The 20,150-nt window shown below is 39.0% G+C and carries 19 protein-coding genes; 10 read left to right on the forward strand and 9 right to left on the reverse strand.

The window, feature by feature from the left end:
• From MMO42_RS00005 to MMO42_RS00020, 4 genes are all read left to right on the forward strand, one after another.
• Positions 1–1,593: DUF2345 domain-containing protein (locus MMO42_RS00005; protein WP_241318650.1), on the forward strand; the 1,593-nt coding region annotated here is incomplete at its 5' end.
• Between the two features lie 8 nt (positions 1,594–1,601).
• Entirely contained in the window at positions 1,602–2,561 is a 960-nt protein-coding gene (locus MMO42_RS00010) for a hypothetical protein (RefSeq protein WP_241318651.1), read from the forward strand.
• A 120-nt stretch (positions 2,562–2,681) separates the two neighbouring features.
• Positions 2,682–3,044 (forward strand): hypothetical protein, encoded by a 363-nt coding sequence (locus MMO42_RS00015; RefSeq protein ID WP_241318652.1) that lies wholly within the window; start codon positions 2,682–2,684, stop codon positions 3,042–3,044.
• Between the two features lie 182 nt (positions 3,045–3,226).
• On the forward strand, positions 3,227–3,436 hold the full coding sequence (locus MMO42_RS00020; RefSeq protein ID WP_241318653.1) for a hypothetical protein: 210 nt from the start codon (positions 3,227–3,229) through the stop codon (positions 3,434–3,436).
• Positions 3,437–3,508: 72 nt separating this feature from the next.
• Here the strand turns inward: MMO42_RS00020 and MMO42_RS00025 are convergent, their stop codons facing one another.
• Complete coding sequence (locus tag MMO42_RS00025; RefSeq protein WP_241318654.1) at positions 3,509–4,504, reverse strand: glycosyl transferase family protein; 996 nt, start codon at positions 4,502–4,504, stop codon at positions 3,509–3,511.
• A gap of 247 nt (positions 4,505–4,751) precedes the next feature.
• Between MMO42_RS00025 and MMO42_RS00030 the strand changes: the two genes are divergently transcribed.
• On the forward strand, positions 4,752–5,897 hold the full coding sequence (locus tag MMO42_RS00030; protein WP_241318655.1) for an acyl-CoA dehydrogenase family protein: 1,146 nt from the start codon (positions 4,752–4,754) through the stop codon (positions 5,895–5,897).
• A gap of 53 nt (positions 5,898–5,950) precedes the next feature.
• Here the strand turns inward: MMO42_RS00030 and MMO42_RS00035 are convergent, their stop codons facing one another.
• Positions 5,951–6,574: a hypothetical protein gene (locus MMO42_RS00035; RefSeq protein ID WP_241318656.1), complete on the reverse strand. Its 624-nt coding sequence runs from the start codon at positions 6,572–6,574 to the stop codon at positions 5,951–5,953.
• Between the two features lie 116 nt (positions 6,575–6,690).
• Positions 6,691–7,626 (reverse strand): alpha/beta hydrolase-fold protein, encoded by a 936-nt coding sequence (locus MMO42_RS00040; protein ID WP_241318657.1) that lies wholly within the window; start codon positions 7,624–7,626, stop codon positions 6,691–6,693.
• A 191-nt stretch (positions 7,627–7,817) separates the two neighbouring features.
• Between MMO42_RS00040 and pheA the strand changes: the two genes are divergently transcribed.
• The gene (gene pheA, locus MMO42_RS00045) at positions 7,818–8,927 is read left to right on the forward strand and encodes a prephenate dehydratase (RefSeq protein ID WP_005153565.1); all 1,110 of its coding nucleotides are present in this window, start codon (positions 7,818–7,820) and stop codon (positions 8,925–8,927) included.
• 75 nt (positions 8,928–9,002) lie between these two features.
• Positions 9,003–11,252, forward strand: a complete 2,250-nt coding sequence (locus MMO42_RS00050; protein ID WP_241318658.1) for a bifunctional prephenate dehydrogenase/3-phosphoshikimate 1-carboxyvinyltransferase — start codon at positions 9,003–9,005, stop codon at positions 11,250–11,252.
• Positions 11,253–11,438: 186 nt separating this feature from the next.
• On the opposite strand, the gene MMO42_RS00055 is transcribed toward MMO42_RS00050, so the two are convergent.
• Positions 11,439–12,695, reverse strand: coding sequence for an aminotransferase class I/II-fold pyridoxal phosphate-dependent enzyme (locus tag MMO42_RS00055; protein WP_241318659.1), 1,257 nt, complete (start codon positions 12,693–12,695; stop codon positions 11,439–11,441).
• A gap of 380 nt (positions 12,696–13,075) precedes the next feature.
• On the opposite strand from MMO42_RS00055, the gene MMO42_RS00060 reads away from it, so the two are divergent.
• Complete coding sequence (locus MMO42_RS00060; protein WP_241318660.1) at positions 13,076–13,459, forward strand: hypothetical protein; 384 nt, start codon at positions 13,076–13,078, stop codon at positions 13,457–13,459.
• 103 nt (positions 13,460–13,562) lie between these two features.
• Positions 13,563–15,023, forward strand: a complete 1,461-nt coding sequence (locus tag MMO42_RS00065; protein ID WP_241318661.1) for an aminoacyl-histidine dipeptidase — start codon at positions 13,563–13,565, stop codon at positions 15,021–15,023.
• Between the two features lie 193 nt (positions 15,024–15,216).
• Here MMO42_RS00065 and rtcA read toward each other — a convergent pair whose 3' ends face one another.
• The 5 genes from rtcA to MMO42_RS00090 form a co-directional block, all read right to left on the reverse strand.
• Positions 15,217–16,275, reverse strand: coding sequence for an RNA 3'-terminal phosphate cyclase (gene rtcA / locus MMO42_RS00070; protein ID WP_241318662.1), 1,059 nt, complete (start codon positions 16,273–16,275; stop codon positions 15,217–15,219).
• 258 nt (positions 16,276–16,533) lie between these two features.
• Positions 16,534–16,992, reverse strand: a complete 459-nt coding sequence (locus MMO42_RS00075) for a DIP1984 family protein (protein ID WP_005212730.1) — start codon at positions 16,990–16,992, stop codon at positions 16,534–16,536.
• A 64-nt stretch (positions 16,993–17,056) separates the two neighbouring features.
• Entirely contained in the window at positions 17,057–17,485 is a 429-nt protein-coding gene (locus MMO42_RS00080) for a hypothetical protein (protein WP_241318663.1), read from the reverse strand.
• A 39-nt stretch (positions 17,486–17,524) separates the two neighbouring features.
• Positions 17,525–18,031 carry a hypothetical protein gene (locus tag MMO42_RS00085; protein WP_241318664.1) on the reverse strand — a complete coding sequence of 169 codons (507 nt, stop codon included), beginning with the start codon at positions 18,029–18,031 and terminating at the stop codon, positions 17,525–17,527.
• Between the two features lie 11 nt (positions 18,032–18,042).
• A complete protein-coding gene (locus MMO42_RS00090; protein ID WP_241318665.1) occupies positions 18,043–19,314 on the reverse strand; it encodes an RtcB family protein in 1,272 nt (423 codons plus the stop codon).
• A 527-nt stretch (positions 19,315–19,841) separates the two neighbouring features.
• On the opposite strand from MMO42_RS00090, the gene MMO42_RS00095 reads away from it, so the two are divergent.
• On the forward strand, positions 19,842–20,132 hold the full coding sequence (locus MMO42_RS00095; protein WP_241318666.1) for a hypothetical protein: 291 nt from the start codon (positions 19,842–19,844) through the stop codon (positions 20,130–20,132).
• Positions 20,133–20,150 lie beyond the last annotated feature (18 nt).

Genomic DNA, 20,150 nt, shown 5'->3' on the forward strand with positions numbered 1-20,150 from the left:
CTTTCTACGCACAAACAAGATCAAGCCCAAGGCGAGCATCTTGATGCGCAGCCTGCCAAGCAACAACTTGAAGGCAACCAAAGCAACGCCAAAGCACTTAGCGAAGTTGCCAAGAATCAGCAGACCGATGAGATCCAATCATTGGATCAACTAAAAGAGTTTGCTGGGCAGATTCAAGAGAAAATAGCTCAATTTAAAAAATCACTATTATTACTTAATTCACCCGCTGGCATTGGCCTGAGCACCAATGAAGATATTCACCTATCCGCGGATGGACAGATCAATCAGTTTGCTGGCGACGGTATTAATCTGAGTACGCAGAAGAATCTGATTACGCATGTCCAAAACAGAATCAGTCTTTTTGCTGCACAGAATGGCATTAAGCAAGTGGCTGCCAAAGGTAAGTTTGAGGTTCAAGCTCAAGGCGATGGAATGGATTTACTTGCCAAGCAAGGCATTCAGATCATTTCGACCGAAGATCGAATTGAGATTACCAGTCCAAAAGAGATTGTGATTACTGCGGGTGGTTCTCAGATCAAACTGAATGGCTCAGGTATTTTTCCTGTAACAGGTGGTAAGTTTGAGGTGAAGGCAGGGCAGCATTTGTTTATGGGGGGGCAATCTGTATCTGCTAAACTTCCATATCTTCCTAAGTCTGATGTGAAGTCAACAGAAAATAAAAGCTACTTAATTGATAGTTCAACAGGAAGAATCTTGGCTAATCGGAAATATAGATTAATTGATCCCTTTTTAGGTACTGAAATTCAAGGTCAGTCTGATTCAGAGGGGCTAATTGACTCCCTAAAACCTGAAATGTTACTTGAGGTTCTACCTATTTCAGGCAAAAAATATCAAGATAGTTTAAAAAGTTTACCCAAGACGATTATTGAGCCACAAGCTGCAGGCAAAGAAGAGAAGGGTAAGGTATTAAAAGCAAAGGATTTAGCGAGTTCTGAGCAGGTAATTGCTGCTGCTATAAAAAAACACCCTGAGTTAAAAGATTATATTAACAAAATGAAAGCAGATGGATACCAACTTGATTCACTGCCCATTGTACCAACAGGCAGTCGATTGATTGAACCGAAGCGATTATTGGTCATGGCCCCAAATACAGGAAGATCGAGTTATAAATATTTAAACTTGTTTGCACCTTCTGAAACTACATTCCATACAACGATTAAGATGATGATCGATGGAAAATATTTACCTAGTCAATATTTCTATGTTTTTGCGCATGGTAATACGAGTTTAATGCTGGGAACAAACGGAAGAAGTTTTGTTGATAAGAACAAAAATGTAACCATAATGCAGTTTATTGAAAGACTCAAATCTGAAGGTTATAGTGAAGAACAGACCTTAGTATTAGTTTCGTGTAATACCGGAAATGGTTTAGCACCAATAGCTGAAATATTATCTAAACAGGAAGGCATTGGTACTGTTTATGCACCAACATCTTTAGGTTGGTATTATTCTACATTACCTGATGTGAGGGTATATGCGAGATTTAAGAAATCCGCTACTGAACGCAAGGCAGAACCTAGGTTGTCTGGTCATATGAGAATATTTAACGGTGCAGAAACAATAAAAACTTGAGGATAAAGATGTTATATAAAAACTTATTGTTATGTGTATTCATAACGTCTTTAGTAGCTTGTAATTCTTCTTCAAGTGATCAAGAAAATGATGAAAAAACACAACTAAATGTCGAGCATAAAATCAATATGGAAAGAATAAGCTATTTATCTGCTATGAATCTGTTGCAAGGCGCGCTATCACCTGAATTGACGCCTGAGACAGTTAAAAATCTAGAGTTTTTGGACAAGTTACAGCAAGATGAGCGGCAAGTTCATGCGCAATATGCACAAGCACAACTATTTATATGGAGTGAGGATGAAGAAAAGCAAATAATGGGGAAAAGAAAATTATATAAATTAGCTGAAAGTGGACATCCATATGCTGCACTCAATATTGCTGATGAGTTATATAGTTCACAACAGTCGTTTAATGATTGGAAAAAAATAACAGGTTTAGACACTGTAAAGCTAAAAACAAAAGAGTTTAAGTATCTTGAACTTGCTTTAAAGAGTAATATAAATAGTGCAAAATTAAGCTATTTATATGCTTTAGGAATAAATCCAGAATTTAAAGAGGTTTCCTATAAAGTATTGTGGAATGATAAAAATGAGAATAAATATATTATCGCCACCCCAATTGCTAAGGAGCTCGTTTTAAAAACAGAAGGCTATATTAAAGGCTTGCCTTATTTATATGCTTTTACAAGGTATGCTGAGCTTCTAGCCTATAAAGTGAGTTGGAATGACGAAGACGAGAATGAGGCTTGTGCAATAAAAAAATATTATGATGAAGTGAATGAGACGTATAGTAAAGAGTATCAAAGTCAATACTATAAATGGTTAAGTCAGGCCATGTTGGTTATTGGAAGTCGTCAGAAAAAAACAGTGATTAATCAGAAAGAGTGTTTGGATCATTATCTATTATTGAAAAATAGCAAAAGAGAGCTAGTTACAAACTGGACAGAGATTGAAGTAGATTTACCATAATAAATTCAGTGGAAACTCCAGAAAATATTAAATTCCTCTATAACTCGGGTCATGAAGTTGAAATTTTTATTTAAAATTTCGAGTCATTTTATTTGGTCACTATTATGGTAAAAGTATGAAATGAATCTGAAAATTGTATTGCTGATATCATTATGTTTATTAGGTTGTTCTAATGTAAACAATGATGTCTTTTTGACAAAAGAAATTCCAGTAGGAAAAGTTGGAACGCCTTATTTTGCAGAAATAAAAATGAAAGAGTACCGTGTGATTGAAGATACTTTTCTTGTAAAGTCTAATGTAGATCAAAATAGTGGTTTAGTTGTTTCACCAGATCAAGGGGAAAAGGAATATGCTGGCCATGCTTTGACTGTTATTGAAGGTACACCAAAAAGGTCTGGTATTTACAAAATAAATATTTCTGGGACTGTTAGGGATGGATTGAAAGATTTTAATAAGGAGTTTGTTTTGAAAATTGAGGAATAGAAAAATTATGTATAAGAATGGTGAAATGGTTGGAATTATTATTAAATAAATGATGAATAAAAATATTAGTATTACACTTATGATGGGTTGTAGTAACGGGTGTAAAATAGAACCTAACGAGCTGCTTAATACTAGAGTAGGGCAACCATATCAGCAGATTTTAATAATTACAGGAGGTAAAGTTGTGGATAAATTTTTCATCTAAAACAAACCTTCCACATGATGTTGGTGTTGTGATTGAACCTGATAATGAGCTAGATGGGTATAATAATATCAATATAAAAGGTACTCCGAAAGATTATGGAAAGTTTTCTATTGAAATTTCTACAGGTTTTTATGGTAAAGGTGATGATGAGTTAAGTAAAACTTATGATTTTATAATAAGTGAATAAACTCTAATTTTATAAATTTTTATATTCAGCAAATAACCCAAGGTTATATAAATAATCTTGGGTTATTTTTGATCAGAAACGACTATCCCACAACGCTTTGGCTTTCTTCATTGCATCATCGTAATTACTAACCACACCCATGGTATACAGCGCGATACCCATCGTCTCAGTAATCGCCATTTCACCATATTCATGCGTTTGCTCACCCAACCAAACCGCTTTAAAGACTGCTAGATCAAGCTCTTCTTCAATCGGGCTGCGATCAGGTGTCAATTTGGGTAGTTCATGTTCGTACAATCCACCATTTTGAATCCCACAAATTAAGGTTTTTGCATCAGGATTACGTTCAAACTCGCCACCTTCACCTTTAATCACTGCACTATTTTGATAACCCAAACGGGATGCCGTTTGTTGATGTGAGCTTCGATAAGCAGGGTGGAAAATCGCTTGTAAGGTTGCTTTGGCATTAAAAGGATTAATCAAGCGTGCCAAGGTGTGAATTGGAGAGCGTAACCCCATCACATTTCTCAGTGAGATTAATTCGCTTAAAATTGGTGAGATGGCTTCAAGAGGAAGATAGGCAAAATTATGCTGTTCAAGCTGTTCACGAACCTCTTGTTCATTTTGGCAAATCGAATAACCTAAATATTGGAGAACTTGTTCCGTATAAACACGGTTAACGGTATGGCCAGATGCACCATGCATCACAATCTTGTAACCATGATGCGCTAAAGTCAGTGCAGCCAATAAAAACCAAGGGTAGTGTTTACGTTTGCCCGCGTAAGAAGACCAGTCAAGATCAACTTCAAGTGGCTGAAAATTGAGTTGGTCACGGGTGGCTTGTACAAAACCTGCAAGCTCATCAACTGATTCTTCTTTCACACGAAGTAGCATTAAGAATGCACCCAACTGCACATCCAGTACTTCACCTTTTAAAATCATGCTAAATGCTTGATAGGCTTCTTCATAACTAAGCGAACGAGAACCTGTTTTGCCCTTACCTAAAATACGAACATACTGAGCAAACGGATGTTCTACGGTCTTATAAATATTACGTTTTGTGTTCATGGTCGTATTTGAGGTAGTCGCAAAGAATAAAATTAATATGACATAAAATTGACGTATTTAGCGTAAAAAATAAGAGAGGCTGATTAATGAGTAAGCGCTTGTGGTTTAAAGATGGACGATGCAAACAAAATTATTGACCGAATCAGTCTAGTGATTTGATGTAAACGGGACATGACATCCGATCTAAAAGTTATTAGCATGACTGCGAACAAATTTTTAAGAACAATGAAAGCGAAAGGAAATAATGATGTTAGCTTATGATTCAGATTTAGAACTCTTCCGTGATAACTTTAAACGCTTTATGAGCGAGCAGATCGCACCGCATTACGATCAATGGGAACGTGAAGGCATCATGCCACGTTCAGTTTGGAGCGCATTGGGCGAAAATGGATTCTTGTGTGTTGATGTACCAGAAGAATACGGTGGTTATGGCGTGCCAACCCATTATTCATTGATGTTGGTTGAAGAGTCTGCACGTGCAGGCTACTGTGCATTATCAACAGCAATTTCATGTCACTCTGAAATCGCGGCTCCTTATATCCAGCATATTGCCACAGAAGAACAAAAACAGTACTGGTTGCCAAAAATGGTGTCTGGTGAAGTGGTTGGTGCGATTGGTATGACTGAACCAGGTGCAGGCTCAGATTTACAAGCAATGCGTACCAGTGCCATCTTGCAAGATGATCATTATCTGTTAAATGGTTCAAAGACCTTTATTTCAAATGGTCAGCATGCTGATCTCGTAGTTCTTGCAGTTAAAACAGATCCGCAAGCACGTGCTAAAGGTGTTTCACTCATGTTGGTGGATACGCACTTAGAAGGCTTTAAAAAGGGCACCAACCTCGACAAAATTGGCTTACATTCACAAGATACCTCAGAATTGTTCTTTGATAATGTCAAAGTGCCTAAGGATCAATTGTTGGGTCAAGCAGGGCAAGGTTTTGCTTATTTGATGCAAGAACTTCCACGTGAACGTACGGCGATTGCATCTACTGCTTTAGGTGCGATTCGTGGTGCGATTGATATTACGACGCAATATGTAAAAGAGCGTCAAGCCTTTGGTCAGGCAATTTCTCAATTCCAAAATACACGCTTTGTATTGGCACAAGCGAAGATTGATGAATTAGCAACAGCCGCTTTCTATAATCAAAACGTAGCTTTATACAATGAAGGCAAATTGGATGTTGAAACTGCCGCTGCATTGAAGAGCTTTAGTAGCGATATGCAAATGAAAGTTGCAGATAACTTGCTTCAATTATTTGGTGGCTACGGTTATATGACTGAATATCCAATTTCACGTTTCTTTGTTGATGCACGTATTCAGCGTATTTACGGCGGTACCAACGAAATTATGAAAGAAATTGTGGCGCGTGGCATTATCGGTAAAGCTTAATCTGCATTTATCGAGTCAAACAGCCTGCTTTTGAGCAGGCTGTTTTGTTTTTACTACTTACTCGGTTTCTGAATGACAGGATAGCTGTGTTGTTTAGGCAATTGCTGTAAGGCTTGATTGATCTTGCTTAGAAACTCATCGGCTTCATTTTGCCGAAAATTATCTTCCATATATTCACTGCGTTGTTGATAGCGACCACAGCCTCGTATTTCCATATTGGAGGGATTAAATGACCAATCATTTGGGTTCTTTAAGTAAATACTTAAATCGCTTTCACAACTTTTCCATAAATTTAGAAACGTATTCGATTGTTCTGATTTAAACCCTATAGCAGGGTAGACAGAAAATCCTTTCATTTCAGGATTGGAAAATTGAATGAACCTCTCAACGGGCATGCCACCCCAAAGGATTGCTGTATTTTCAGGAAAGGCGATGCCTGTTAAGTTTTGTTCTTTTAAAGCATGGCTTTGCTGATGGGTCTGCCTAAAGTGTTGTGATTGATAGGTCAGTCTGGTTTGAGGTGGCACAGGAATTCCCCGAGCATGACTACTCACAGGGCTGATAAAATAAGGTGAGCGATCGGTACCATTGCAACCCGCAATCAATGGGCAACCACCACATGCGCTTAAACCGATACTAAATAAGCTCAATAAAGCTAAGCTGAAAATCTTATTCATTTTATTTACTGTTGTTATGACATCTTCAGACAGTATAACCAATCTATCCTACTGAAAGGTCCAAATTTAAGCGGAGAGAATCGTCCGCTTAAATGTAGCGGTGTTTATTCAGGATTTTATGGTGTTGGTTCATCAAAAAGATTTGAACAGCTTTGCGGTTGACAACCTGCCAACATAATCGCTTTCGGTAAGCTAGCATACATATTGGTGAGATGCTGCTCAGCAGGATGTCGATAATTCCAAAATAAGAACTGTTTTGAACGTTGCTGATTAAAATTTTGATAGAAGTCATGCTGCTTTTGCAACGACTCGGCATCAGGTGTTGGACTTCGACCATGCTCATGCGTACCCACTGTGGTCATGAGCATAAGATCTTGAGTTTTATTTTTGTTCTTTAACCAATCTGCCTGTCGGTTTAATAGGGCATAGTTGTCAAACCACAGTGAAGGGCTGGCAGCGATATAACGTTGGAACATTTGCGGTTGGCTAAAAAAGGTATGTAAAACAAACAGTCCACCGAAGGAATGTCCAAATAAACTCTGTTGCTGTGGATTAACTTTAATTTTGGTCTGAATCGCAGGCTTGAGTTCTTTTTCAATAAATTGAATGAATTGGTCTGCGTCACCATAAGTGTACTTGGCTTGTTTTTGAAATTCAGCCGAAGCTTTAGGCGTGTAGTCTAAAGCACGCTTTTCTACATCAAAGGTACTTTGTTTGGGATAGCCAATCGCAACAATGGCGACTGGGCTCAAACCCAAGCGATTGGCACCGCCACCCACTGATTTGGCGATATTGGCCGCACTATCAAAAGCAGCATTGCCATCAAGTACATACAGTACTGGAAAACCTTCACTCGGTGCCTCACCCGCAGGAATGGAAATCTGAATCAAATAATCATGTTTTGTATATTTTGACTTTATTTCAAAGCTTTGCTGAATATTGGTTTGTGCTTTCAGCGGCGGCTTGTTTGTACTGGAAGTGTTTGGTTGGGCAAAGACCAATGATGTAGCTACGAGTAGAGAAAAAGTCAAAATACCGATTTGTTTAAACATAATTTATTCGCAAGCAGTGAAATTTTGCTAGCAATATATAATGAAAATCATTATCAATAAAGTTTGGTAATAAAAAGAGTTAAAACTCAGCGTGTTTAATAGCTTAAAGTGTTGTTATACTAGCTCGGATAATCAATTCACAGACGAATTGTAATCGATTCTTATAGATGATTTTGCTGAGGCTGCATTCAATGGTAAACGATGGACAAAACACATCGAATTCACTTAATTTAGACCAAATTCGTAACGATATTGATAGTGTTGATCAACAAATCCAAGAGTTACTCAACCGCCGCGCGACGCTGGCAGAGGCTGTAGCCAAAGCGAAATTTGCATCTGAAGAGAATCCACTGTTTTATCGCCCAGAACGTGAAGCGCAAGTTCTACGTAAAGTCATGGAGCGTAATCAGGGGCCTTTGTCTGATGCAACTATGGCGCGTTTATTCCGTGAAATCATGTCAGCATGTTTGGCACTTGAAGCTCCACAAAGCATTGCATTCTTAGGGCCAGAAGGCACTTATACGCATTCGGCTGTGTTAAAGCATTTTGGTAAAGATGCTGTGGTACGTCCATTACCAACCATTGATGAAGTGTTTCGTGAAGTTGAAGCGGGCAGTGCACATTATGGTGTTGTTCCAGTGGAAAATTCATCTGAAGGGATTGTCAACCATACACTGGACTGCTTTAAATCATCGACAGTGAATGTGATTGGTGAAGTTGAACTTCGTATCCACCATCAGTTCCTTGTATCTGAAAATACCCGTAAAGACAGTATTAAGCAGATTTATGCACATCAGCAAACCTTGGCACAATGCCGTAAATGGTTAGATGCACACTATCCAGGAGTTGAGCGTGTTGCACTGAACTCAAATGCAGAAGCGGCACGTCGTATTCGTAACGAATGGCATTCTGCTGCGATTGCATCTGATATTGCTGCAAGCATGTATAACCTTGAAATTTTACATAGCAATATCGAAGATAACCCTGAAAATACCACACGTTTCCTTGTAATTGGTCGTGAGAAGATTCCTCAAAGCGGGAATGATAAAACTTCGTTATTGATCTCTGCACATGATCGTGCAGGTGCTTTACTGGAAATCCTAGCACCGTTTGCCAAGCATCAGATCAGTTTGACCAGTATTGAAACGCGCCCAGCATTGCCTGAAAAATGGGCTTATGTGTTCTTTATCGATTTAGAAGGACATATCGGTCAGGAAAATGTTGCGGCGGCATTGGAAGAAATTCGTCCAATGGTAAAAGAGTTACGTGTACTCGGATCTTATCCAATCGCTGTTTTATAATCCCGTTTTATCGTATGGATAGATGACTTCGGTATCTATCCATATCAAAGTCGTCTCATTAGGCAAATATGTTTTATGTCTCAACCATTATTTAAGAAAGTTGCATTTATTGGGCTTGGACTGATTGGATCGAGTCTCGCTCGTGTGATTGTGGCAGAACAACTTGCATCTCAAATTGTGGCTTCAACACGCTCAAAAAAAACATTAGAAGATGCCAAGGCACTCGGTCTTATCCAACACGGTTACGCAACGCCTGAAGAAGCGGTTCAGGATGCAGATTTAATTGTTTTAGCCTTACCCGTTCGTGCAACGCAAAAAGTACTTGAGCAGATCAAACCTTATCTCGCAGACAATGTCATTATTACTGATGTGGGCAGTACCAAAGGCAATGTTGTTGATGCGGCTAAAGCAGTATTTGGTGAAAATCTACCAGTAGGCTTTGTGCCAGGGCATCCGATTGCAGGTGCTGAGCATACAGGTGTACATGCAGGTAAAGTTGATTTATTCGTCAATCACAAAGTGATTTTGACTCCTCTTCCGACCAGTGCGGAGTGGGCGGTTGAAAAGTTGATTCAGCTTTGGTCTGCGGCAAAAGCCGAAGTGATTTGTATGGATGTTGCTAAACATGATGAAGTGTTGGCACATACCAGTCATTTACCACATTTGATGGCATTCAATCTGGTTGAGCAACTGGCTAATCGTGAAGATAATTTAGATATTTTCCGCTATGCTGCAGGTGGTTTTCGAGACTTCTCTCGGATTGCAGCCAGTGATCCGCAGATGTGGCATGATATTTTCTTTGCCAATAAAACTGCAATTCTGAATGCTGTTGATGGCTTTGAGCAGCAATTGTCAGTTTTGAAAAAATTGATTGAACAGGAAGATTCGCAAGCGTTGATGGGCCTACTTGGACACGCGCAAGCAGCACGCCAACATTTTAATCATATGTTAGCCAAGAAACCTTTGATGGAGAAAAACAAGGTGACACAGCAATTTACTATTTTACCGGGAAAGAAAACATTTACAGGTAAATTCACCGTACCCGGTGACAAATCTGTGTCACATCGCTCCATTATGTTCGGTGCGATTGCTGAAGGCACCACCCATGTGACAGGCTTTTTGGAAGGTGAAGATGCACTCGCAACTTTGCAGGCATTCCGTGATATGGGTGTGAGCATCGAAGGACCGAAGAATGGCGAAGTGACGATTCATGGTGTCGGCATGCAAGGTTTGAAAGCGCCAGCAAGTGCATTGTATATGGGTAACTCAGGTACCAGTATGCGTTTGCTATCAGGCATGCTTTCTGCACAGAAGTTTGATTCTGTAATGACTGGCGATGCATCATTGTCTAAACGCCCAATGGAGCGTATTGCCAAACCACTTCGTGAAATGGGTGCATTCATCCAAACCACAGGTGAAAAAGGTACGCCACCAGTGAGTATCACAGGTAGTCAAGCACTCAAAGGGATTCAATACGATTTGCCGATGGCATCTGCTCAGGTTAAATCAGGTATTTTATTGGCAGGCTTATGGGCAGCTGGTGAAACTTCAGTAACCGAGCCAGAACCGACTCGTGATCATACTGAACGTATGTTGCGAGCCTTTGGTTATGATGTAAAAACTGAAGGGAATAAAATCTCGCTTGTGGGTGGTGGTAAATTAGTTGGTACAGATATTCAAGTGCCTTCTGATATTTCATCTGCTGCATTCTTTATGGTAGGTGCTGCAATCACTGAAGGTGCCGATGTGGTTCTTGAAGCGGTGGGGATCAACCCAACTCGTACAGGCGTGATCGAAATTCTTAAGCAAATGGGCGCTGACCTGACGGTTGAGAATGAACGTATTGCAGGCGGTGAGCCGATTGCAGATATTCATATCAAAGGTTCAAGAACATTGAAAGGTATTCATATGCCCGAAGATCAGGTGCCTTTAGCAATTGATGAATTCCCGGCATTATTTATTGCAGCTGCATGTGCAGAAGGTCAAACGGTGTTGACGGGTGCTGCTGAGCTTCGTGTCAAAGAATCTGACCGTATCCAAGTGATGGCTGATGGTTTGAAGATCATGGGCATCGACTGTACGCCAACCGAAGATGGCATCATTATCGAAGGTAAAGGTAAAGCTGGCGACTGGTCTGCAATCTTTGCGGGTGGTGAAATTGAATCACACCACGACCATCGTATTGCCATGAGTTTTAGTATGGCAGGTTTACGTACTTCAGGTGAGATTACCATTCATGGTACAGAAACCGTAGCGACCAGTTTCCCGACCTTTACAGAGCTTGCAAATTCAGCTGGATTGGATTTACAGGTCGTGAATCCATAAGTTGATCTGAAAAAGCAGCATTGAGCTTGAGAAAGTTAAATGCTGCTTTTTTGATGAGTTTATTGTCATTGTTGCGGAGAGGATATTCTAACTTTGACCAGTGCTGCTTATCGTAAGAGTAAAATTTGGTTTAACAATTAAATTTTCTTATCTCACTATTTTTTATGCAGAAAATGTCAATATATCTTAACCTGGTAAAGCTGAAAATCTCTCAGCGGCAGCCAGTTGCACAGCCAATCCTAAGATGTGTGTAGCACGTTTTAAAGAATGAACATCAAGATAGGTTGGTGCAATACGAATATTACTGTCCTGAGGGTCTATGCCTTTTGGGAAGGTAGCACCAGCTGGCGTAACTGAGACTCCGGCTTGCTTGGCAAGTTCAACTGTGCGTTTTGCACATCCTGACGGAACATCTAAACTAATAAAATAGCCTCCTTTCGGGCGAGTCCATTTAATTTCCGGATGATAACTAAATAGCTCAGTTAAGCATTGATCAACAATATCAAACTTTTCTGCTAATAATCTGGCATGAGCCTCCATATGTCGGACAATTCCATCCTCGTTCTCAAAAAAACTCAAATGGCGTACCTGATTTAATTTATCAGGTCCAATGGTCTTATGACTGCGATGTTGTAGCCACCATTCGATATTTTCGGAAGATGCCGCAAAAAATGCTAAGCCAGATCCTGGATAGACAATTTTGGATGTTGAAGCAAACATGACTACTCGATTTTCATGCCCAGCAGCGCGACATAACTCTAAAATATCTAGATTAGCAACCTTATCCTCTGTTAAATGATGTACAGCATAAGCATTGTCCCAAAATATGCGAAAATCTGTACAAGCAGACAAAGAAGCCAATCTTGAAACAGTCTCTATACTATAGATAGCACCTGTAGGATTACTATATTTAGGTACACACCATATTCCTTTAATCGAAGAATCCTCAGAGACTAATTTTTCAACGATATCCATATCTGGACCGTTGTCAGTCATTGGAACGGTGATCATTTCAATACCAAAAGATTCACAAATAGAAAAGTGTCGGTCATAACCTGGGGAAGGGCAAAGAAACTTGATACGTTCTTGTTTTCCCCATGGTTTTTCTCCATCAGGAACACCATGAATAAATGCATAAGACATACACTCATGCATTAAAGCTAAACTGGAGTTTTCTCCAATTGCAACTAACCCAGGACGTGTACTGAATAGTGGTTTCGCAAATAACTCTCTGACTTCTTTAATGCCTTGTAAACCACCATAATTTTTCCAGTCAGAACCATCCTGACATTGAAAAGTGGTATTTCCAGGTAGCATCATGAAACGACTAGATAAATCAAGTTGTTCTTTTGATGGTAAACCTCGCATCATATTTATATCAATTTTTTGATTTTTTAAAACTTCAAAATTAGCTTTTAGTTCATTGATTGATACTTGATTCATATTATTGATCTACTTGTTTGTTGTTCATACAAATTTTGTGTAAATTGACATGCAGCTACTAGTGTTTTGAAAGGGCTTTCGTTTTTAGTTATAACAACAGCTCTGACTTTTAACCACCTCATACCTGTAAATGTAGCAAAATAATGGTAATTAACATGTTTAGAAAATGATTACCTTTGTTAAGCAAAAACGCTTAAATAATAAAAATGATGGGTTTGCAGATGTACATATCTAATCGGGTCTAAATTTATCAATTTAGCCATAGAACTAAGACAATCAGCTAATCTATTAAAGAAAATTGTATATATAATAATTCTTACCGTTCGCGTCGGATTTACTCTGCGATCCAGAGTTAAAAACATAAAAATAGAGGGAATAGCATGAAAACGTTGCAATTTATAGCAGATTGCCCAAAGCATGGGATGGTCGAGCATCCCCCCAACGAATGCTATATCACGCAAGAGTATGTGGCTGCATTATTGTATAAACAATTAGAACAATACGGCTTTGATGCCCAGCATATTCGCCATGAGCATGAAAAAATTGAAGTGCGTATCGACAATCATCAACTTCCACTGTCTATTCTCTGCTCTCAGCAGGATACGGAAGGTCATATCCTGTGTGAAATCTCTGCCAATTCGCAGCAAGAACAAGCTTGGTTTGAAAAGATAGAGACGCAAAGCATTATTCGCCAACTGGCTCAGGCAGTAGAAAATAGCTTAAAAGCAGAACATAGTTTTTCTCAGTTTGTGTGGAAAAGCTAAGTTCATTTTGCGAATACCATCTTAAATGAAGTGATTTACCATCATCGCCGTTTGGGTGTATGGTGTATGTTCTTTTACACGCTTTATTTGAGAGTATAGGTGCATGATACAGGTCGATTTTTCTAAATTATCACCACAAGTGGTTTGGCAACATTTTGAGACCTTATGTACGATTCCTCGACCATCTAAACATGAACAACAGTTAAGACAACATTTAAAAGATTGGGCAGAACAGCGCAATTTGGAAACCTATGTTGATGACATTGGTAACCTAATTATTCGAAAAGCGGCAACTATTGGTAAAGAACAAGCTGCTGGTGTGATTTTGCAAGGGCACTTAGATATGGTGACTCAGGCAAATCGCGGAACCCAACATGACTTTTTTAAAGATCCAATTCAACCTGTATTAAAAGACGGCTGGCTAATTGCTGAAAATACGACCTTAGGTGCTGATAATGGGATTGGTGTTGCACTTGCACTGGCTGTATTGGAATCAAATGATATTGCCCATGGGCCGATTGAAGTTCTATTAACTATTGATGAAGAAGCAGGAATGAGTGGTGCTCGTTTGCTTGAGTCAGGCGTGTTAACTGGACAGTGGCTTTTCAATATTGATACCGAAGAATGGGGTGAGCTGTATCTTGGCTGTGCAGGCAGTATTGATCTGGAAGTGGGACAGTCACTTGAATATGAAACAGCACCAAGTGATTTAATCTTTGTAGATTTACTGGTATCAGGCTTGAAAGGTGGTCACTCTGGGGTTGATATTCATTTAGGTCGTGGCAATGCCAATGTCATTCTAGCCAATTTTCTTAATGATTATTTGGCACAATCCAATGGTCGACTGGTAGAGTTTGTGGGTGGAACAGCACGCAATGCTATCCCGCGTGAAGCTGTGGCAACCATTGCAATTCAAGCAGAGCAATTACCCGAGTTGGAAAATGCCGTTGCAGCTACACAAACTGAATGGCAACAAAAGCTACAGGGTATTGATGATCAGTTACAAATCACCGCACAACAGAATACCGATCAGATAAATGACGTTATTGCCTTGCAGCAGCAGCAAGCTTGGTTAAAAGCATTGGCAACTTGTCCATATGGTATTGCTCAATGGAGTAGTGCTTTAGCTGATGTGGTTGAAACCTCGAATAATATCGGTGTGGTCAAACTGACTAAAGATGAAGCAAAAACCTTAATTATGGTTCGTTCGATGGTGAATCAGCAGGCGGTAGCCTTTGCGCAGAATATTCAACAGCACTTTGTTAGTTTCCAGATTCAATCTGAGTTGACGCCGTTAGTGTCAGGTTGGACACCGAATCCAGAATCGGCTGCATTGAAATGCTTGCAACAAGCGTATCAATCCGCATTTAAAATTGAGCCAAACTTGAAAGTGATTCATGCAGGTTTGGAGTGCGGCATTATTGCAGAACATTATCCAGATTTGCAGATGGTGTCTTTCGGTCCTGATATTCAGGGGGCGCATGCACCAGGTGAGCGAGTTAAAGTGGATACCGTAGAGAAATGCTGGAAGTTGTTGGTGACGGCGCTAGAATCTATCGAGTAATTTCTGTTTATGGTTCAGTAATCAAAAGTCTTAGGAATAAGTGGTACTTTACTTTTGACTGGGCAAAAGTAACAAAACCCTTTTGTTAGACTGACGGTACGTCCTTGCTACCGCAGTCTAACAGGGCGGCCTCCATGCCGCCTCCACGATAGTCAATACTGATTGTGGTAGAAAAACACAAAATAATGAAACTTTAAATTTTGCCATCAAGATTTACTCTGGCCTGAAATAGGTTTTTGTCTAGTTCGACAAATTCAATTTCACAATCAATAAATTTTTCAATCATTGTGGCCTGAGTACAGGTGTGTTCACTAATACATTGTGCAGTAAATTCACCCCCTTGACCCAATGCCATAGGCAATAACAATTGATCTGCTAAATATTCATCTACTACGGCTTGGGAATTAATATATTGCTTCACCTGTTTAGCCAAATGATTGGCAATTTGTTCTGCACTTTTACGCATTTCACCTAAAGCAGTAAATAGCTGAGTGTGGTGTTGGTGCTTAACTTTGACATATACCGTATTGCCTTGGCTAATCCCATTTAAATGGAACTGCTGTTGCGTATCTAGTTTCAGTCTTTTATTTAAAGTTGTTAATTCCCGCTGTGCAATTTGTGCTTCTTCTGAAAGATTTAATACTGCTGCAAAAGCCTCAGTACTTTGTAAAGCGCCACGATCTAATAGATTTAACTTGTTTCGATGTAGCCATGGCTGAATCTTGATTTGAATTTCACCTGCACCAATTGGGAAGAAACCTGCTTTGTTTAATTTAAATTCAGCTTCTATTCCCAGTTCTTTTAATACGGGTAAAAAACATTGTTCAATAAAATCCGCTGTTGGTGCAAGCGGGTTATGTGTGCCACCAGAGATCGTGAGTTCACTGGCTTGATTTTGCAATAACAAAGCAGGCAATAGGGTTTGCAAAACCAGTGTTGTGCTGCCTGCCGAACCAATTTGAAATTGGTATTTTCCGCTTTGTACCTGCTGTGGCGTGAAGTACAAACGTTGGCTATGTAGTTCAGCTCCTTCCACATAAGCTTGGCTGATATTTTGCGATGCCTGTACACAGACTAAGTGCTGACGCATTAAGCCTGGTTTTTTACGGCCAGCACGAATGTTGATTAATTCAAATGCTTGACCTGTAATCATTGAAAGGGCAAGGGCTGTTCTTAAAATTTGCCCACCGCCTTCACCTTGTGAACCATCAATCTGGATGGTTGCTGGCATATTTGCCAAAGCCTTATTCACGTCTATTTTCCTTATTTTCTAATTAAATGAACATACTGTCAGTACATGGTAATGCGAAGTAACGCGTGACTTTGCTGTTGGCAAAGGTTTACTAGGTACATGGTGCTGAGCCTAATCAGTGAAGATTGGTGCACGGCTCACATGCTGCCATAGCCGCCTGAATTATTTTCAATCCCTCAGATCGGAGTAACGCAGGATCTTGTACTCGCCCAGTATGCCCAAACTGTGATTGTGAACTAAATTCACAAAATCTGTTGTCTATTCAACCAAATCAATTTGCCAGTTTGCAGCCTGAATCTTGATATTTAAATCGCGTAGTTTCGCGCTGATATCATCGGCTTGTTTTTGCAAGCTAGAAACAGGAATAACCTTCTTCCATTTAATCTCACGCGAGCTATAACGATCTGGTTCACGATGAGTATTGGCAATTGCATCAATGAGAATCTTATGTTGCTCAGCATAACTATCGCGTAAGCTTAATAGAGACAGCAGTATTTTGCCGTCTTCTAACTTTGCTTGTGCATTGGTCAAATGAATACGACAAATCAGTTGATTGCTTTCTTGGGTTAAAGCAAATACTTGTTTGATGAGTTCATTTGGATCTTCACTCGGTTCATCACCATCTTGTACCAAGACATTGGCATTGATCCGTTGTTTTAATGAAGCGAGCTTTTTTTGTTGATCGCTTCGCAGTAAAAGTGCTTCTGCGAGTTTCATTTTATCTAACTCTTTTAAAATAAATTATTTCGTTTAATCATATAACCATGAATAAGATGAAAAACTATACTGCATGATGCCATCTTATGAAATTTCCATTTTCATCATATATTTTATGTGCCAATGAATATGGGCAATATATCAAGAAGTACCATCCTAAATAACCGTTTTCCTCATCCATTTTATCCATAGCTTCTTTATCAATCCAAACTCGTTGAAGTAATTCAAGTTGTTCTTGTGGTAACTCGCTCAAATGCTCTCCATCTCTTAATGGATCTTCACTATTGAGCGTATAAAATAGGCAATAATCACCACAATTAAGTAATATTTCCAAAGCCTTAAAAAATGCAGAGTTTGAATCATATTCTATTTTGGTATTGGGGTGCTTATCTTGGATGAGAGCATTATTACAAGCATACCACCATAAACAGCCTACCCCTTTAATCAAACTATTTTTTTGAAAGAGATGTATAATTACTTCAATTTGATTCATAGAAAAATCCTTATACCCAGATATTTTTATGAATATAAATTAATCATTTATACCGAAATGCAATAAAAAATATTGATGTGTATCCCCAAAAATATACTCTTTATAGTAAACATCAGTTGCACCATTAAATACTTCCCATACTTCAACTGCACCTGAAAATACATTGGCAAGTTTTTTCATGAATAAATCAATCAACTCAGATTGTTGCTGTACTGTCTTAAACTGATTAGAACCAAATCCAGTATCTATACACCAAGATTGAATTGTGTGTTTCAGTATTTCTTGCCAATCTTGTAACTTCAAATATTCGATATTTTCAACAGAATATAAAGGTGTGTTAGGTAATACATGAGCATTTACTAACATAAAAAATGCAGTATAGTGATGCTGTAACGTTGCATCTATTGAGCCTTTATCTTCAATGGGTTCTATGAAATATTCACACATCGCACGACAGGCGATCGTATCTAAAATAGCAATAGTACTTAGAAAACCATTAAAGTATGCGATTTTTTCATCAATAGTTTTTTGCTTCAATAAAGTCATATAAATAACTTTTATCCTTTTACACACACCACTTGTCTTAATGTATAAACCACTTCAACCAAATCCTGTTGCGCTTTCATGACATCTTCAATCGGTTTATAGGCCGATGGAATTTCATCAATCACAGCAGCATCTTTACGGCATTCCACACCTTCAGTCTGTGCAATCTGATCTTCCACCGTGAATCGACGTTTTGCTTCAGCACGGCTCATCACACGACCTGCACCATGCGAACATGAGCAAAATGATTCCTGATTTCCAAGACCGCGAACAATAAAGGACTTGGCACCCATTGAACCTGGGATAATTCCATACTCTCCCAAACGTGCACGAACAGCGCCTTTACGGGTCACCATCACTTCTTCGCCGTAATGTTCTTCCTTTTCCACGTAATTATGGTGGCAATTCACGGCTTCCAATCGTGCTTGAAAAGGCTTGGGAATAATCGTTGCTAAAGCTTTAATCGCAGACTGCATCATAATTTCGCGGTTTTTCATCGCAAAGCGTTGTGCCCAGCCTACAGCAAACCAGTAATCATCAAAATGTTCTGTTCCTTCAACTAAATACGCCAAATCTTTATTGGGTAAATTAATAAAGTGTTTTTGCATATCTTTACGCGCAAGCTCAATAAAATGATTACCGATAGCATTTCCGACACCGCGTGAACCTGAGTGCAACATAACCCAAACGTGATCGTGTTCATCCAAACAGATTTCTACAAAGTGATTTCCTGTCCCTAAAGTTCCCAATTGTTTGCGGTTATTGGTATTTTTTAGGCGAGGGTGCTTCATACAGATTAACTCAAAATCTGCAACTAAATCTGCCCAAGCTTGATCTACCATTTCAGGTGGTGTTTCCCAAGAACCTTTATCTCGTCCACGACCTTTTGTCATTCCATGTGGAATTAAACGTTCAAGCTCAGTACGTAAGCCATGTAAATTATCTGGTAGATCAGAAGCGGTTAAGTTGGTACGGCTGGCCATCATCCCGCACCCAATATCCACACCTACCGCAGCAGGGATAATCGCACCTTTGGTTGGAATTACACTTCCAATCGTTGCACCTAAACCAAAGTGAACGTCTGGCATCACTGCCATCCATTTATAAATAAAGGGCATCTGTGCTGTTTGTAGTAATTGTTGTTTTGAGTTGTCATCAACAAGTACACCATTGGTCCACATTTTCACAGGCATACTTTTTTCATTTTGTAGAACCTGGTAAGCACGTTGTTGTTGTTCTTGTTCAAATTGAGCTTGTTGGTTGATTTGTTCAACGACAGACATTTTCATTTTCCTTTCAAAGCCTGCCTGCCAAGCGTTTGCAGGCAGGTGATATTCACAATATCCCAATGATGTTGTGTGCTTATACTATTGCAGTGAGTGTGCCAACTTTTTCAAAGCGCGTATAAAAAACTTATATCATATTGAAATTAAATATTTTATTTTATTTAATTTAGATGCTTTAGACTGTTTGTATAAAACAAATTAAGAATTTAAATATATGTATATATACTTTTATATCTTTAAATATATTTTAATCTTTTGCTCAATTGAGCAAATTACAGTTCTCTTTCAAGCTTCTCAACATAAAGGATTACTGAGAGTATGAATTGGGAGGGAAGCTGAGATATCTCTACTCAATATCCGTTTCATTTTTATGATTGGCATTTAATCTTGAGGTTTTGAGGTAGGCAGTGATAGGTATTTGATATTTTTCAGATGGATGTCAGCGCTTTATAAGAAATGCCAATAGGTCTTTATATAAAGGCATGTTATAACCATAACAAAATATAAATAAATTGCTCAGTCGAATGGATATTTTTCGTTATTTACTCTCGATTATTTTATTTGTTGCAGGGGTATTTTGTGTTTTGCAGTTCCTGTTGCAAGATTTTAATCTTATATTTCTTGCGCTAAGCTTTACTTGTTTTTTATTTGCTTATTGGGTGAAACCAGATCGTGAAAATCACGGTCGTAGCAATGATACGTGGTACTGGTTCGATTTGATCGATATATCTGTTGAACTTGTTTATCGAATCATTACCTTACCATTTCGCCTATTACGAAGAATATTTGATTTCTTTTCGCCGGATATCCCCTAATGAGAATGCTGTCATCCC

This window comes from Acinetobacter sp. ANC 3882 (genome assembly GCF_022549545.1).
In the GTDB taxonomy this organism is placed as follows: domain Bacteria; phylum Pseudomonadota; class Gammaproteobacteria; order Pseudomonadales; family Moraxellaceae; genus Acinetobacter.